Annotated in this window: 14 protein-coding genes; 9 read left to right on the forward strand and 5 right to left on the reverse strand. The window is 67.8% G+C overall.

The window, feature by feature from the left end; translation table 11 throughout:
- Positions 1 to 124: 124 nt before the first annotated feature.
- Together pdxH and PFX90_RS10825 are read left to right on the forward strand one after the other, a co-directional pair.
- Positions 125 to 781: a pyridoxamine 5'-phosphate oxidase gene (gene pdxH / locus PFX90_RS10820; protein WP_285712456.1), complete on the forward strand. Its 657-nt coding sequence runs from the start codon at positions 125 to 127 to the stop codon at positions 779 to 781.
- 13 nt (positions 782 to 794) lie between these two features.
- Positions 795 to 1,589 carry a PhzF family phenazine biosynthesis protein gene (locus tag PFX90_RS10825; RefSeq protein WP_285712457.1) on the forward strand — a complete coding sequence of 265 codons (795 nt, stop codon included), beginning with the start codon at positions 795 to 797 and terminating at the stop codon, positions 1,587 to 1,589.
- Positions 1,590 to 1,736: 147 nt separating this feature from the next.
- Here PFX90_RS10825 and PFX90_RS10830 read toward each other — a convergent pair whose 3' ends face one another.
- Positions 1,737 to 2,876 carry a serine hydrolase domain-containing protein gene (locus PFX90_RS10830; RefSeq protein ID WP_419180097.1) on the reverse strand — a complete coding sequence of 380 codons (1,140 nt, stop codon included), beginning with the start codon at positions 2,874 to 2,876 and terminating at the stop codon, positions 1,737 to 1,739.
- Positions 2,877 to 2,911: 35 nt separating this feature from the next.
- Between PFX90_RS10830 and PFX90_RS10835 the strand changes: the two genes are divergently transcribed.
- Complete coding sequence (locus tag PFX90_RS10835) at positions 2,912 to 3,265, forward strand: hypothetical protein (RefSeq protein WP_285712459.1); 354 nt, start codon at positions 2,912 to 2,914, stop codon at positions 3,263 to 3,265.
- On the opposite strand, the gene mnmA is transcribed toward PFX90_RS10835, so the two are convergent.
- Entirely contained in the window at positions 3,262 to 4,431 is a 1,170-nt protein-coding gene (gene mnmA / locus PFX90_RS10840) for a tRNA 2-thiouridine(34) synthase MnmA (protein WP_285712460.1), read from the reverse strand. The genes PFX90_RS10835 and mnmA overlap by 4 nt on opposite strands.
- A gap of 138 nt (positions 4,432 to 4,569) precedes the next feature.
- On the opposite strand from mnmA, the gene PFX90_RS10845 reads away from it, so the two are divergent.
- From PFX90_RS10845 to PFX90_RS10865, 5 genes are all read left to right on the forward strand, one after another.
- Positions 4,570 to 5,016 (forward strand): hypothetical protein, encoded by a 447-nt coding sequence (locus PFX90_RS10845; RefSeq protein WP_285712461.1) that lies wholly within the window; start codon positions 4,570 to 4,572, stop codon positions 5,014 to 5,016.
- On the forward strand, positions 5,013 to 5,312 hold the full coding sequence (gene sciP / locus PFX90_RS10850) for a CtrA inhibitor SciP (RefSeq protein WP_285712462.1): 300 nt from the start codon (positions 5,013 to 5,015) through the stop codon (positions 5,310 to 5,312). Before PFX90_RS10845 ends, sciP begins: the two co-directional genes overlap by 4 nt.
- Positions 5,313 to 5,577: 265 nt before the next feature.
- Positions 5,578 to 6,768 carry an efflux RND transporter periplasmic adaptor subunit gene (locus tag PFX90_RS10855; RefSeq protein ID WP_285712463.1) on the forward strand — a complete coding sequence of 397 codons (1,191 nt, stop codon included), beginning with the start codon at positions 5,578 to 5,580 and terminating at the stop codon, positions 6,766 to 6,768.
- 75 nt (positions 6,769 to 6,843) lie between these two features.
- The gene (locus PFX90_RS10860) at positions 6,844 to 10,368 is read left to right on the forward strand and encodes an efflux RND transporter permease subunit (protein ID WP_285712464.1); all 3,525 of its coding nucleotides are present in this window, start codon (positions 6,844 to 6,846) and stop codon (positions 10,366 to 10,368) included.
- Positions 10,369 to 10,414: 46 nt separating this feature from the next.
- On the forward strand, positions 10,415 to 11,707 hold the full coding sequence (locus tag PFX90_RS10865; protein WP_285712465.1) for a DUF445 domain-containing protein: 1,293 nt from the start codon (positions 10,415 to 10,417) through the stop codon (positions 11,705 to 11,707).
- A 15-nt stretch (positions 11,708 to 11,722) separates the two neighbouring features.
- On the opposite strand, the gene PFX90_RS10870 is transcribed toward PFX90_RS10865, so the two are convergent.
- Positions 11,723 to 12,577, reverse strand: a complete 855-nt coding sequence (locus PFX90_RS10870) for an energy transducer TonB (RefSeq protein WP_285712467.1) — start codon at positions 12,575 to 12,577, stop codon at positions 11,723 to 11,725.
- 153 nt (positions 12,578 to 12,730) lie between these two features.
- Between PFX90_RS10870 and PFX90_RS10875 the strand changes: the two genes are divergently transcribed.
- On the forward strand, positions 12,731 to 12,823 hold the full coding sequence (locus PFX90_RS10875) for a DUF445 family protein (RefSeq protein ID WP_419180098.1): 93 nt from the start codon (positions 12,731 to 12,733) through the stop codon (positions 12,821 to 12,823).
- Positions 12,824 to 12,829: 6 nt separating this feature from the next.
- Here PFX90_RS10875 and PFX90_RS10880 read toward each other — a convergent pair whose 3' ends face one another.
- Together PFX90_RS10880 and PFX90_RS10885 are read right to left on the reverse strand one after the other, a co-directional pair.
- Entirely contained in the window at positions 12,830 to 13,783 is a 954-nt protein-coding gene (locus PFX90_RS10880; protein WP_285712468.1) for a hypothetical protein, read from the reverse strand.
- Positions 13,784 to 13,856: 73 nt separating this feature from the next.
- A complete protein-coding gene (locus PFX90_RS10885; protein WP_285712469.1) occupies positions 13,857 to 14,786 on the reverse strand; it encodes an electron transfer flavoprotein subunit alpha/FixB family protein in 930 nt (309 codons plus the stop codon).
- Positions 14,787 to 14,794: the final 8 nt, after the last annotated feature.

Consider the following 14,794-nt stretch of genomic DNA (forward strand, 5'->3'; position numbering starts at 1 on the left):
GACAGTCGCCATGCGCAAGCGGGGACCCTTGTCGGCGGAAAACCAAAGTTAAGCATATGCGCCTTTCGCTGGCGGGCGCGCGTAACTATGTGGCGGAGCCTGAAGCTTCCCGAGGAGCCCCACAATGTCCGATCCCGTCCCGCTCGACGATGCCCAGCTGGCCGATAGCGTGCTGCCTGCGGGCGCCGATCCTTTCGTGCTGTTCGAGGAATGGTTCGCCGCCGCGCAGGTGGGTGAATTGAACGATCCCAACGCGATGGCGCTCGCCACCGCCACGCCGGAGGGCGCGCCCTCGGTGCGGATGGTGCTCTTGAAGGGGCACGGCAAGGGCGAGATCGCCGGGGGCGGCTTCACCTTTTTCACCAATGCCGAGAGCCGCAAGGGCGGCCAGATCCGCGCCAACATGCAGGCCGCGCTGCTGTTCCACTGGAAGAGCCTGCGCCGCCAGATCCGGATCGAGGGCCCGCTCACCGAAGTCTCGCCCGAGCGCGCCGACGCCTATTTCCACTCGCGCCCCTACAAGAGCCAGGTCGGCAGCGCCGCCAGCGACCAGTCGCGCCCGCTGCCCGAGCGGCAGGCCTATATCGACCGGGTGCAGGCCATCTGGGCCGAGCACGAGGCGGCGGGCAAGGTGCCGCGCCCGCCGCACTGGACAGGTTTCACTTTGTCCCCGCAAAGAATCGAATTCTGGATCGATCGCGACAACCGGCTGCATGATCGCCGCGAATTCGTCCGCTCCGGCCCCGACGCGCCGTGGTCGGATACGCTGCTTTACCCCTGAGGAACCTTCGCAAATGCCGCAGAAAATCCCCTACTGGCACGTCGATGCCTTCGCCGCGCAACCCTTCGGCGGGAACCAGGCGGCGGTGATGGTGCTCGAGGAATGGCTGCCCGACGATGTGTTGGTGAAGATCGGGGGCGAGAACCTCTTTGCCGAAACCGCCTTTGTGGTGCGCGACACGACCGGGGAGGCCGATTGGGAGCTGCGGTGGTGCACCCCCACCTACGAGATCGCGCTGTGCGGCCACGCGACGCTGGCGAGCGGGCATATTCTGCTCCAGCGCGACGGGGGCGAGCGCATCACCTTCCGCACGCGCAAATCCGGCATTCTCGATGTGGTGAAGGTGGGCGATGCCTACGAGCTGGCGCTCCCCGCGATTGCGACCGCGCCGGGCGAATACCCCGAGGCGGTCGCTCTGCTTGGCGCGCAGCCGCTGGAAGTGTGGCGCAACGAGGGGCGCTACAACGTCTTCCTGTTCGAGAACGAGGCCGCCGTCCGCGCGCTCGATCCCGACATCCGCGGGCTGGGGGCGTTGGGCACCGACCAGTTCATCTGCACCGCTCCGGGCGACACGACCGACATCGTCAGCCGCGTCTTCGTCCCCGGCGGCGGGGTGGACGAGGATTCGGTCACCGGCTCGGCCCATGCGGTGCTGACCCCGTTCTGGGCGAGGAAGCTCGGGCGCGAGAGCTTCACCGCTCATCAGGCTTCCACGCGCGGCGGCGATCTGGCGCTGCGGCTGGATGGGGACCGGGCGTGGCTTGGCGGGCCGTGCGTGACGGTGGTCGAAGGAGCGTTCTACCTTTAGCTCCCCTCCTCTTCAGAGGAGGGGCCGGGGGTGGTGGCGCGGGCCGAAGGCGCACGCGCGTGCCGCAAGGCACCACCCCGCTGCGACTAACTCCGCTTCGCTCCGCAAGTCTCGCGGCCCTCCTCTCAAGAGGAGGGCGGATTCGCGCTACCTCTCCGGATAAAGCTCCAGCACGTCGGCTGCTTGTTGCAGCATCGGTGGGCGCTCGGCGGAGTCGGAGTGGCCGAGGCGCACCAGCGTCACCTGCTGGCTCGGCGAGACCAGCACATATTGGCCCATGTGGCCGATCAGGCTGAACAGGCTCTGCGGCGCGCGGTCGGGGAAGAGGGGGTGCTCCTCGCCACCGGGCCGCGGGCGGTTGAGCCAGGTCTGGAAGCCGTAGTGCGGACTGCGCGGGGAGGGCGTCACCATCGCCTCGACCCAGCGGATCGGCACCAGCTGCTCGCCGCCCGGCGCGCGGCCCTTGCGGCGCAGGAACTCGCCGAACTTGGCCCAGTCGCGCGCGGTGGCGTGCATCAGCGAGCCGCCGATGAGGGTGCCCGACGCGTCGAACTCGGGCACCATGCTGGTCATGCCGAGCGGGCCGAACAGCCGCTGGTGGAGGTAATCGGCCACCGCCTTGCGCCGCGCCTCGGGCTTGTCGCTGGTGGTCAGCGCGCGCGCCGCGACGTCGGCGAGGATGACGCTGGTGTTGCTCGAATATTCGAACTGCTTGCCGGGCTCGGCCTCGAGCGGCTGCTCCTCGGCCCACTTGGCCATGTTGTCGCGCCCGTCGAGGAACAGCATCCTGACCTCGGACGATTCATAAGGCGGGTCGCCCGACTCGGTGTGGCGCAGGCCGCTGCGCATCTGGAGCAGATGGCGCAAGGTGATCTCGCCGCGCGGATCGCCCTGGCGCTGCCACAGGGGCACGGGGGCGGGGGCGTCGAGGGCCAGCAGGCCGTCGGAGACCAGCATCCCGATCAGCACGCCGGTGACGGTTTTGGCCATCGACCAGCTGATGAAGCGTGTGTCCTTGCTGTAGCCCGGACCATAGCGCTCGGCCGCGATCTTGCCGTTCGCCATCAGCACCACCGCGCGGGTTTCGCCGAGGCCGGGCTTGGTGAAGAGGTCGTCGATCTCGCGCGCCAACTTGTCCCTGGGCGCGCCTGCGTCCTTGGTGACGGCGGCCTTGGCTTCGTCGGTGAGCGGGGCCTCGGCCACCGGCGCCGCGCCGCAACTTGCGAGCATCAGGAGGGCTGGCGCGAGAGGAAGGGCGCGGTTAAGGACGGCGGCTCGGAGGGTCATCGCGCCCTCATTCCCCGAAGCATGAAGGCTTGGCAATGGCGAAATCACCCGCTCCCGCAGGCAGACGCGCGCGCAGGCGCTGGGGGCTGTGGGTGCTCGCGATCATCGCGGCGCTGGTGGGCGGGGCGGCCCTCGCTTTCCGCACCGAGATCGCGGGCTATGGCAGCGTTTCGGCGGCCTATTCGGCGCGCGTGGCGTGCTCGTGCCGCTTCGTCGCGGGCCGGCCGCTGGAGGACTGCAAGAAGGACAAGCTCGCAGGGATGGAGGCCGTGACGCTGGTCGAGGATGGCGAGAGCAAGAGCGTCACCGCGCGCTTCCCGCTGGTCGCCAGCGCGACGGCGACCTACCGCGAGGGCTATGGCTGCGTGCTGGAGCCCTACGAGAGTTAGGCTTCAATCTTTTCGGTGCTGCCGATCCAGCCGCCGCCGACCACGCGGCCGTCCGCATAGATCACCGCCGCCTGCCCGGGGGCGACGCCGAATTCGGGCTCGGCGAAGCGGATCGTCACCGGCGCGCCGTCGCCCAGCGTGCCTTCGAGCGTTACCGGCACTGGCTTGGCGAGGCTCCTGACCTTGGCGGTCAGCGGGGCATCCGGCAAAGGCCCGATGCGGTTGGTCTCGGTGAGATGCGCGGCGCTCACCGCCAGCATCCGCTTGGGGCCGACGCGGACTTCGCGCGAGGGGGCGTCGAGGCCGATCACGTAGAGCGGCTCGGGCTGGCCGCCGATCTCGAGGCCCTTCCTCTGGCCCACGGTGAAGTGGACGATGCCCTTGTGTTCGCCCAGCTTCTCGCCGGTCGCGGCGTGGACGATCGCGCCGGGCGCTGCACCTTCGGGCCGCACCTTGGTGACGATCTTGGCGTAGTTCCCGTCGGGCACGAAGCAGATGTCCTGCGAATCCGGCTTGGCGGCGTTCCTCAGGCCTGCCGCCTCGGCCAGCGCGCGAACCTGCGGCTTGGGCATTCCGCCCAAGGGAAAGCGCAGGTATTCGAGCTGCGCCTCGGTGGTGCCATAGAGAAAATAAGACTGGTCTCGCGCCGGATCGAAGGCGCGGTGGAGCTCGACCCCTTCGGCACCCATCACGCGGCGGACATAGTGGCCGGTCGCAAGGCAATCCGCCCCCAGCTCGCGCGCCATGCGGAACAGGTCGGTGAACTTGGGGCCCATGTTGCAGCGGATGCAGGGGACCGGCGTGCGGCCCGCGAGATATTCGTCGGCGAACTGCTCGACCACTTCCTCGCGAAAAGCGCTTTCGTGGTCGAAGACATAGTGCGCGATCCCCAGCCGGTCAGCCACGGCGCGCGCGTCGCGGATGTCGTCGCCGGCGCAGCACGCGCCCTTGCGGCCCGTGGCGGCGCCATAGTCATAGAGCTGGAGCGTGATCCCGATCACCTCCGCCCCGCTGGCATGGGCGAGCGCGGCGACCACCGAGGAATCGACCCCGCCGCTCATGGCGACGACGATGCGGCACGCCGAGGCCGCGCGCGGCAGATCGAACAGCGCGGCGGCGTCTTCCGGGGCCATCAGGCCGGGCTCGAGGGTGGCAGGCGTGGTCATGGGGCGGCGCGCATATAGCGATGCGTCCCCCCTTGCGCCAGTGGGGGCAATCTTGCCGCCCCGGCCCGCGCTATTCCTAAGCCGGGGTAAATGGCGACTTTACCGGATTTTGACGCACTCGGGTTATCAAAGGGGGTGATGTTCGAGAAAGCCAACCCCAGTCTTGTGCGCGCCGATGCGCCTTCCGGCGGGCTCTCCGCCGAGGAGCGGGCGCTGCTGCGCGCTGCGGCCAAGGGCGGCGGGGCGGAGCGATTCGCCCCGCGTCAGGCGCGCCGCAACGGCGAGGCACTGCGGGCGATGGAATGGAGCGAGCTGACCGCAAGGCTCAACGCCGCGCGCGATCTCAGGCTGTTGCTGCGCACCGAGAATCAGGCCCCGATCGAGGCGGCCGCCGCCAGCTTCGGGGATGCCGCGGCCAGTTATTTCGCCCTTCTCGAAGATAGCGAACCTCCCGTTAACCCTGATGCTTTAGGGCAATCTAAACCTCAGGGTGCGATGGTCGATGCGGCCCAAGCAAATCGCCCGGAGAATGCGAATGGAACCCGTTCGGACGCGCCCCGCGGCGCTGCGAGAGACATGCGATGATTGAGAATCAGGACTTCCGCCCCGCGCAGGTGATCGGCCCCCTCGGCGAGCCGCTGACCCTTGCCGACCTGCCGTCGCCCGACACCAAGCGGTGGGTGGTGCGGCGCAAGGCCGAAGTGGTGGCTGCCGTCAACGGCGGATTGCTGACGCTCGACGAGGCGCTGGCACGCTATGGCCTGACGCTCGAGGAGTTCGCCTCGTGGCAGCGCGCGGTCGACCGTTCGGGGATGCACGGGCTGCGCGTCACCAAGATCCAGCACTACCGCGATCTCTACGAGCGCCAGCTCAAGTACTGAGGCCCGAAAGCCACAATCGGCCCCCCTGACGGCCCGCTTCGCCCGCAAGGCGTAGCGGGCCGTCGCCGATTCGCGGCACCTTTCCGCCTGTCCTTCGTCTAGACGGGAAGTCATCGGTCGAAGCGCGGATTGCGGGCAAGCCCATGACAATCTATCAGGCGTTGCACTTGGTGACTTATACGAGTAATACACTCGGGCCGGGAAATTGGCAGGCTTCGGGCTGCACGGGGCTCCGGGCATTTCGGCCCCGGGTGAAGGAATGGCGATGAATTACGAGACGACGATCAAGGCCGAGGCCGCCGACGGGGTGACGACGGATTTTACCGGCGCGCGCAGTCTTGCCGCGCCCGCCATCCCGCGCTGGCTGATTGTCGGCGGGCTCGGCGTGTTCGGGCTGCTGCTGGCGGTCGCGCTGTGGTTCGCTCTGGCGGGCGGCGAGCCCGTGCCGGTCGATGACGACAATTCGCAGGCCCCTGCGGTCACCGTGGTGGCGCCCGGCATGACCATGGTCACCGGCGAGATCGAGGCCCCCGGCACGCTCGCCGCGCGCCGCCCCATGCCGGTCGGCGTGGTCGGCGAGGGCGGGCAGGTGGTGCGCGTCACGGTCGATGCGGGCGACTGGGTGCAGCAGGGCCAGGTGCTGGCGGTGATCGACCGCTCGGTGCAGGTCCAGCAGGCCGAGGCGCAGGCCGCACAGATCCAGGTCGCGCGCGCCGATGCCAACCTTGCCCAGGCGAACCTCGACCGCGCGCTCCAGCTGGTCGCGCGCGGCTTCGTCTCCAAGGCCGATGTCGATCGCCTGACCGCGACCCGCGATGCCGCGGCCGCGCGCGTCAAGGTCGCCGAAGCGCAGCTGCGCGAACAGCGCGCGCGCAACCAGCGGCTCAACATCGTCGCGCCCGCGACCGGCTATGTCCTTGCCCGCGCGGTCGAGCCCGGGCAGACCGTCGGCGCGGGCACCCCGGCGCTGTTCACCATCGCCAGCGGCGGCGAGATGGAGATGCTCGCGCAGCTTTCGGAAGAGCAGCTTTCCAAGATGTCGGTCGGCACGGTCGCGCGCATCACGCCGACCGGTTCGGACCAGACCTTCGAGGGTCAGGTGTGGCAGATCGCCCCGACCATCGACCAGCAGACCCGGCAGGGCACCGCGCGCATCGCGCTGGCCTTCAACCCGGCGCTGCGCCCCGGCGGCTTTGCCACCGCGCGCATCAACTCCGGCAGCTTCCGCGCCACCGTGGTTCCCCAGAGCGCGGTGCTGGCCGATTCCAAGGGCAGCTTCGTCTACGTCGTGGGCGACGACAAGAAGGCCACCCGCCGCAGCGTCAAGACCGGCGCGGTCACCGCCGAGGGCATCGCCATCATCGAGGGCCTTACCGGCTCGGAGAAGGTGGTGCTGCGCGCCGGCGGGTTCCTGAACCCGGGCGAAACGGTCAACCCGCAGCTTCAGAAGAAATAAGGCGCCCATCCCGCGCGGGGGCTTCCGCGTATCTGGCAGGCACTCCGCGACAGGCGCAAAACAGGCAGGATTTTCATGGCACTTCGCGACATTTCGGCCTGGTCGATCCGCAACCCGGTGATTCCGCTGGTGTTCTTCACCGGGCTGCTGTTCGCGGGGATCGTCAGCTTCATGCGGATGGATGTCACCAACAACCCGGACATCGAATTTCCCGGCGTGATCGTCCTCATCGCCCAGCCCGGCGCCTCCCCGACCGAGATCGAGAACCAGATCACCCAGCGCGTCGAAAGCGCGGTGCGTTCGATCGCCGGGGTCAACTCGATCCAGTCGACGGCGCGCGAGGGCAGCTCGCAGACCTTCGTCGAATTCGAGATCGGCACCGACATCATCGAAGCAGTCAACGAGGTCGAGACCGCGATCGACAGTGTGCGCGGCTCGCTGCCCGACGGCATCCTCGAGCCGCAGGTCAACAAGGTCAACGTGGTGGGCGAACCGATCGGCTATGTCGGGGTCGAAGCCAACGACATGACGCTCGAGCAATTGAGCTGGTTCGTGGACGATACCGTGGCCAAGCGGCTGCTGAAGATCCCCGGCATGGCGGAAGTGCAGCGCATCGGCGGGGTCGACCGGCAGATCGAGGTGATCCTCGATCCCACCCGGATGCAGTCCTTCGGGGTCACCGCCTCGCAGATCAATGCGGCGCTGCGCCAGACCAATCTCGACGCGGCGGGCGGCCTTGCAGAGGTCGGCGGTACGCGCCAGTCGCTGCGGGTGCTCGGCAATTCGGACACCGCCTACCAGCTTTCGCAGACGCAGATCCAGCTGGGCGGCGGACGCTCGGTGCGGCTGGCCGACATCTCCACGGTGCGTGACGGCTATTCCGAGCGCACCTCGATCAGCGAAGTGAACGGCAAGGAGGTCGTCAACTTCCTGATGAACCGCGCGCGCGGGGCATCGGACCTGACGGTCTATGAAGCCGCGCTGGCGGAGATGGACAAGATCGAGAAGGAGAATCCCGGGGTCAAGTTCATCAAGTTCTCGACCAGCACCAACTATACGCGCGGCCAGTACAAGTCCTCGATGTGGGCGCTGGTCGAGGGCGCGGTGCTCGCGGTGGTCGTGGTGTTCATCTTCCTGCGCGACTGGCGCGCCACCGCAATCAGCGCGGTCGCGATCCCGCTGTCCGCCATCCCGACCTTCTGGTTCATGGATCTGCTCGGGTTCAACCTCAACTTCCTCTCGCTGCTCGCGCTGGCGCTGGTGGCCGGCGTGCTGGTCGACGATGCGATCGTAGAGATCGAGAACATCGTGCGCCACATGCGCATGGGCAAAAGCGCCTATCAGGCGAGTATCGACGCGGCCGACGAGATCGGCCTGCCGGTGGTCGCGACCAGTTTCTGCATCGTCGCGGTGTTCCTCCCCGTCGGCCTGATGCCGGGCGTGTCGGGCCAGTTCTTCCAGAACTTCGGGATCACCGTGGTGGTCGCGGTGCTGATGTCGCTGGCCGTCGCGCGCATGGTCACGCCGCTGATGGCGGCCTATTTCCTCAAGGCCCACGGCGAGGCCGAGCATGGCGGCGGGCGCTGGATCCAAGCCTATATGCGGGTGCTGGCCTGGACGCTCGACACCGGCAAGATGGCCGCGCGCCGCGCCGGGCTCAACGGCTCGGGCAACCGCTTCTTCTATGTCGCCGGCCTGCTGCTGACCGTCATCGTGCTGCTGTTCGTTTCGGCGGCGGCGATGTTCGAACTGGCGAACGGCAGCTTCAGCGGCGGCGCGTGGAAGGGCCTCCTCGGGCTCGGCATCCACACGCAGATCGCCGCGGCGCTCGAGCCCGACACGAATACCCTGCTCAACCAGATCGTCGCCAAGGTGTTCGAGGTGGTGATCGTGCTCACCATCTCGGCGGCGTCCTTCCTGGCCGCCTTCTTCGTCTTCAAGGCGTTCGAGATGCTGGCGGGCATGGGCAGCGGGTTCCGGCGCGGCATGCGCTGGCTGACCGCGCGGTTCTACGACCACCGCATCTGGATGCTCGGCATCGGCTGGTTCTCGTTCCTGGTGACGATCCTGCTGTTCGGCCAGATTCCGGGCCAGTTCCAGCCGAACATCGACGACGAGGACAGCCGCGTCGAGATCGAGCTTGTGCCGGGCACCACCCTTGCCCGGACCAAGGAGGTCGTCAACGCCGTCGCCGATCGCTTGCGGCAGGAGCCGGAAGTGGAGCGGATTCTCGAGCGCATCCGGCTGGGTGAGACCTCGTCGGTGTTCCTGAAGCTGCGCGACGATCGTGCGCGGTCCTCGATCGAGTTCGAGCGCGAGCTCGCCCCGGTGCTGGCCGCGATCCCCGATGCGCGCGTGCGCTTCCAGTCGCAGTCCGGCGGGTTCGGCTCGGGCCGCGACATGACCGTGATGCTGGCGGGCTCGGATCCGGTGCTGCTGGAGAAGACCGCGACCCAGCTGGTCGAGGAGATGAAGGGCCTCAAGTCCCTCGTCGCCCCGCGCATCAGCGCCGATCTCAACCGTCCGGAAATCATCATCACCCCGCGCACCAAGATCGCCGCTGAGCTGGGCGTCACCACCGCTGCGCTCTCGCAGACGATCCGCATCGCGACGCTGGGCGAGATCGAGCAGAACGCGGCGCGCTTCTCGCTCTCGGACCGTCAGATTCCGATCGTGGTGCGCCTGTCGCAGGAATCGCGGACCGACTTCCGCACCATCGAGAACCTGCCGGTGCCCACCGCCAATGGCGGCTCGGTGCCGCTCAGCCGCGTTGCCGACATCACCTTCGGTTCGGGCCCGACCGCGATCCAGCGCTACAACCAGAACCGCCGTGTGCTGGTCGGGGCGGACCTCGCCTCGGGCGTGCTCAAGGGCGAGGCGCAGGCGCAGATCGATGCGCTGCCGGTGCTTCAGGACCTGCCCCTTGGCGTGATCCGCGACGTGGTGGGCGAGGAGGAATGGCAGCGCGAGCTGGTGCAGAACCTCATCATCGCGATTGCGGCGGGCGTGCTGCTGGTGTTCGCGGTGCTGGTGCTGCTCTACAAGCGCCTGATGAGCCCGCTGGTCAACATGACCTCGCTCGCGCTCGCGCCGCTCGGCGGCATCCTGCTGATCTGGCTGCTCGGCCAGCCCAATTCGATGCCGGTCTATATCGGCATCCTGCTGCTGCTGGGCATCGTCTCGAAGAACTCGATCCTGCTGATCGACTTCGCGATCGAGGAGATGAACAAGGGCATCCCCAAGCTCGAGGCGATCATGGACGCCGGGCACAAGCGCGCCCAGCCGATCATCATGACCACGGTGGCGATGACCGCCGGGATGGTGCCGGTGGCGCTCTCGCTCGAGGGCGACGGGGCGTGGCGTCAGCCGATGGGCATTGTGGTGATCGGCGGGCTGGTGCTCTCGACCCTGCTGACGCTGCTGATCGTGCCTGCGGGCTTCAGCCTTGCCGACAGCTTCGAGAAGCGCGTCGGCCCGTGGCTGCGCGCGCGCCTGCTGACCTACAAGCCGGGCGACGAGAAGCGTCCGCTGGGCGCGGCCGATCAGCCGTTCCCCGGCCTCGCCAAGCTCCCGCCGCACGGACATGAACCGGCCGAGTGATCAAAAGGTGCTGACGCGGCGGCGTGAGGCGCGCTAAGGCTCGTACATGGCGAAGCGCTCCCTGAGGCCCCTGACGCTCGGCGGCCAGCCGCTGACGGTCGACCGCGCCAAGCGGATGCGCTGGACGGCGACGGGCATGCTCGCCGCGATGGCGGTGATCTTCATCGCCACCCACGGGCTCGCCACCACCGGCCACCCCGCCTGGGGCTATGTCCACGCCTTTGCCGAGGCGGCGATGGTCGGCGGCCTGGCCGACTGGTTCGCGGTGACCGCGCTGTTCCGCCACCCGCTCGGCCTGCCGATCCCGCACACCGCGATCATTCCCGAGAACAAGGACCGCATCGCCGACACCATGGCGGCCTTCCTGCGCGAGAATTTTCTGACGCCCGCAGTGGTTGCCCGCCGGATGAGCGGCATGAATGTCGCCAAGGCGGCGGGGGAGTTTTTGGCGGCTTCCCCCGAGCGCGGCGGCGTGGACGAACGCTCGCGCATCACCAGCGGCGCGGCGGAGTTGCTGGCCGAGGTGCTCGAATCGCTCGATCCCGACCGGCTCGGCAATCAGGTGCGCTCGGGCCTCGCCGCGCAGCTCGCCAAGCTCGACATCGCCCCGCTCGCGGGCCGGATGATCGAGAGCGCCATGGTCGACAAGCGCCACCAGCCGCTGATCGACGGCTTCGTGCGCTGGGCGGGCCTGACGCTCGAGGACAACGAGGAGACGGTGCGCGAGATCATCCACCAGCGCGTCTCGGGCGTGCTGCGCTGGGCGGGGATCGACAAGACCATCTCCTCGAGCGTGCTCGACGGGCTCTACAAGCTTCTCGCCGAGGTGCTGGTCAACCCCGACCACCCCCTGCGCGGCAAGATCGAGGAGGGGCTGGCGAAGCTAGGCCAGGACTTGCAGCACGATCCCGAAACCCGCGCCAAGGTCGAGGACATGAAGCGCGACCTCATCGCCAACCCGGCGGTCGCGGTGTGGTGGACGGGGGTGTGGGAGCGCATCCGCCAGTCGCTGATCCGCCGCGCGCGCGATCCCGAGAGCCAGATGGGCGCGGAGATGCGCAACATGCTGTCGGAGCTCGGCCAGGCGCTCCAGCAGGACGAGCGGCTGCAGCACCAGATCAACCGCTTCGCCCGCCGCACGGCCGTGGGCGTCGCCACCCGCTACGGCGACCAGATCGTCCGGCTGGTGTCCGAGACGGTCAAGCGCTGGGACGCCCGCACCATCACCGACCGCGTCGAGGGCGCGGTGGGCCGCGACCTCCAGTTCATCCGCATCAACGGCACGCTGGTGGGCGGGCTGGTGGGGATGACGCTGCACTTCATCAATACGGTGCTCTAGGCGCCGCCCCGGCCGCTATCCCGAGAAGGCAACACGCAGGTTCGTGCGCAGGCGCCAATAGGAAGGCGTTGCCTGACCATCCGCGCCGAGCGCAGGCTTGAAGCGTTCCTTCATCGCCGTCGCGCACATGGCCTTGTCGAGCTCCGCATATCCCGTCGCGACCAGCATCCGGCAATCGGTGGCCTTGCCCGCGGCATCGGTGAACACCACCAAGTCGATGGTGCCCTGCTGCAAGCTGCGCAGCGCGGGGCGCGTGTAGGCAAGGCGCATCTGCTTCATCAGCCGGTCCGTGTCGACGGGGGCGGCTGCGCGTTGCAGGCCGTATTGCTGCGCCGGGTCGAAGCCCCAGCTGCGCATGATCTGCGCGGTGCAGTCATTGAGCGCGCTCGCGGCTTCGGTCAGCGGGCCGGTGGCGAAGGTCACGCCGCCATTGCCCTGCGTCACGGTGATGCGCTCCACGCCCTGCGCCGTGGCGGTATCGATCCGGCCGCGACCGGCTGCGGCATCGGGCTTGCTCTGGTCGAGCCACACCTCCTGCAGGATCGCGGCCTGGCCATACTGGGCGTTCGGCTCGATCCGGGCCTTCTTGTCGAAGCCGGCATGGCTCCGCGCGAAGCTCACCCGGAGCGGAGCGTCCGCGTTGAGGCCTGCGAGCGAGGGCCCGGCCAGCGCGATCCCGACAGCCGGGGCGGGGGCATTCTGTTCGAGGATGAGAAGATGCGGCTTGCCCCCGACATCGAAGCTGCGCTGCACCCGGCAGACCCCGCCCTCGCTGGAAGCCTGCCAGGGTGCAGTCGGCGTAGCGACGGGCGCGGCGATCGCGGGGGTGGCGGCGGAGACGGCGGCAACAACAAGCAGAGCGCGGCGCATGGCGGGGGTCCTTTCGGTCAGGGCCGCCAAGCTGCCGAGAGAATGTTTCGCTTTCAAGACCTTATGCGACGAGTTGAGGGAGGTGGGCGTAGGTTTCTCACCGGTCGGCGCAGGAATTGGGGGCGGGTCTTCTCCGGTCGCGGCAAGGACGCGGTGGGCCGCGACCTTCAGTTCATCCGCATCAACGGCACGCCGGTGGGCGGGCTCGTCGGGATGGGGTTGCACCTCACCAATACGGTGGCGTGAGCGCGGTCATGCCCCTGCCCTTGAGACTGCGGAGGTGTAAAACGAGCGCATGGGGTTGCCCTCCGCATCACGCGCCGGTGCCATCTTCAGCTTCCGCATCAGCGTTTGGCAGAACTTCTCTGCACCCGCCACCTTGGCTTCGGCGCCCGCATGGCAATCCGAAATCTTGCCGTCTGCCTCGACAATCAGCCGATAGGGCAAGGACTGCCCGATATTGACTCCCCGTGGTATGTTGCGCGTTATGAGCGCGAATGCTTCTGCGAAGTTCAGGACATAAGCGGACTTGTAGGTGCGGTGCCGGGCGGGATCGAGCCCCCAACTGGTCAGCAGGTCCCCAGTACAAGCGTTGAGCGCGGCAAAAGCATCCATCATGTTACCGGTCTCGAAGGAGACAGCGGCGCCGTCTTTCATGTTGGCAAACACGATCCGCTCGACCTTAGCAGCGGCGGCCGGGTTGATCTGTCCATGATTGAGATAGACCCCTTCGGCGTTTGGCGTGTTTTCCCGATCCTGCAGAGCGATGCCATCGCGGGTCATCAGGATCCTGACCTCTCCGAGCGTAGCCCATCTGACAAACACCGCCGGACCCAAGTCCGGTGCGTTCGTGATCGCTTCGCGCGGATCGGCGGTGAGGGGGAGGTCGCTCCGCAGCCCCCACGCCAGGTCGGGGCGATTTCCAAGCTTGGCCAGCGCCGGTCCCGCAGCCACCATCTGGAAGCTGTCTTCCGGCCCTTGTTGCTTGAGTTCGACCACATGGCGCTCGCCGTTAAGCTCGAAGTCGCGCTGGAGGCGGCAATTGTCCCCGGCGAAATCGACGACCCAACTTCCCGTTGGTTTCAGCAGCGCCACATCGGCCCGGGAAGCGACCTCCGCCGGGAGAGGCAACGCGTCTTTCGCGTGCAGCGGAAGTGCTGCAAGCGCAGTCGACAGAGCAGCAAAGGCAAGAAGGGCGCGACCCATATGAAAAACCTCCAGCAGTCTTGCGAGACTGCCGGAGGCTTTCTGCAAAATAAAGACCTTTGTGGTGAACGCCTTACAGCGCGCCCGTCAGCTCCGGCACGGCGGTGAACAGGTCTGCCACCAGCCCGATATCCGCCACTTGGAAGATCGGCGCGTCTTCGTCCTTGTTGATGGCGATGATGACCTTGGAGTCCTTCATCCCGGCAAGGTGCTGGATCGCGCCCGAGATGCCGATGGCGAAGTAGACTTCCGGCGCGACGATCTTGCCGGTCTGGCCGACCTGGTAGTCGTTGGGGACATAGCCCGCGTCGACCGCAGCGCGGCTCGCGCCGATGGCCGCGCCGAGCTTGTCCGCAAGGGGCGTGATGGTCGCTTCGAAGGTCTCCGCGTCCTTGAGGGCGCGGCCGCCCGAGACGATGATCTTGGCGCTGGTCAGTTCCGGGCGCTCGCTCTTGGCGATTTCCGAGCTGACGAAGCTCGAAGTGCCCGCATCGCCCGCGCCGCTGACGGCTTCGATGGCGGCCGAACCACCTTCCGTGGCAGCCTTTTCGAAGGCGGTGCCGCGCACGGTGATGACCAGCTTGGCATCGGTCGATTCGACCGTCGCGATGGCGTTGCCGGCATAGATCGGGCGGGTGAAGGTCTTGGGGCCTTCGACCGACAGGATCTCGGAGACCTGCATCACGTCGAGATGCGCCGCGACGCGCGGGGCGACGTTCTTGCCCTGCGTGGTGGCGGGCGCGAGGAAGGCGTCGTGATCGGCCATCAGCGCAGCGGCGAGCGGGGCGACGTTTTCGGCAAGGCCGTTGGCGTAGGCCGCGTCATCGGCGACGTGGACCTTGCCGACGCCCGCGATCTTGGCGGCAGCCTCGGCCACCGCGCCGCAATTGTGGCCGGCGACCAGCAGGTGCACTTCGCCCAGCTTGGCGGCGGCGGTCACGACGGGAAGCGTCGCGTCGGCCACCTTGGTGTTGTCATGTTCGACGAGAACCAGAGTCTTCATCTCGATAT

The organism is Erythrobacter oryzae (genome assembly GCF_030271515.1).
In the GTDB taxonomy this organism is placed as follows: domain Bacteria; phylum Pseudomonadota; class Alphaproteobacteria; order Sphingomonadales; family Sphingomonadaceae; genus Erythrobacter; species Erythrobacter oryzae.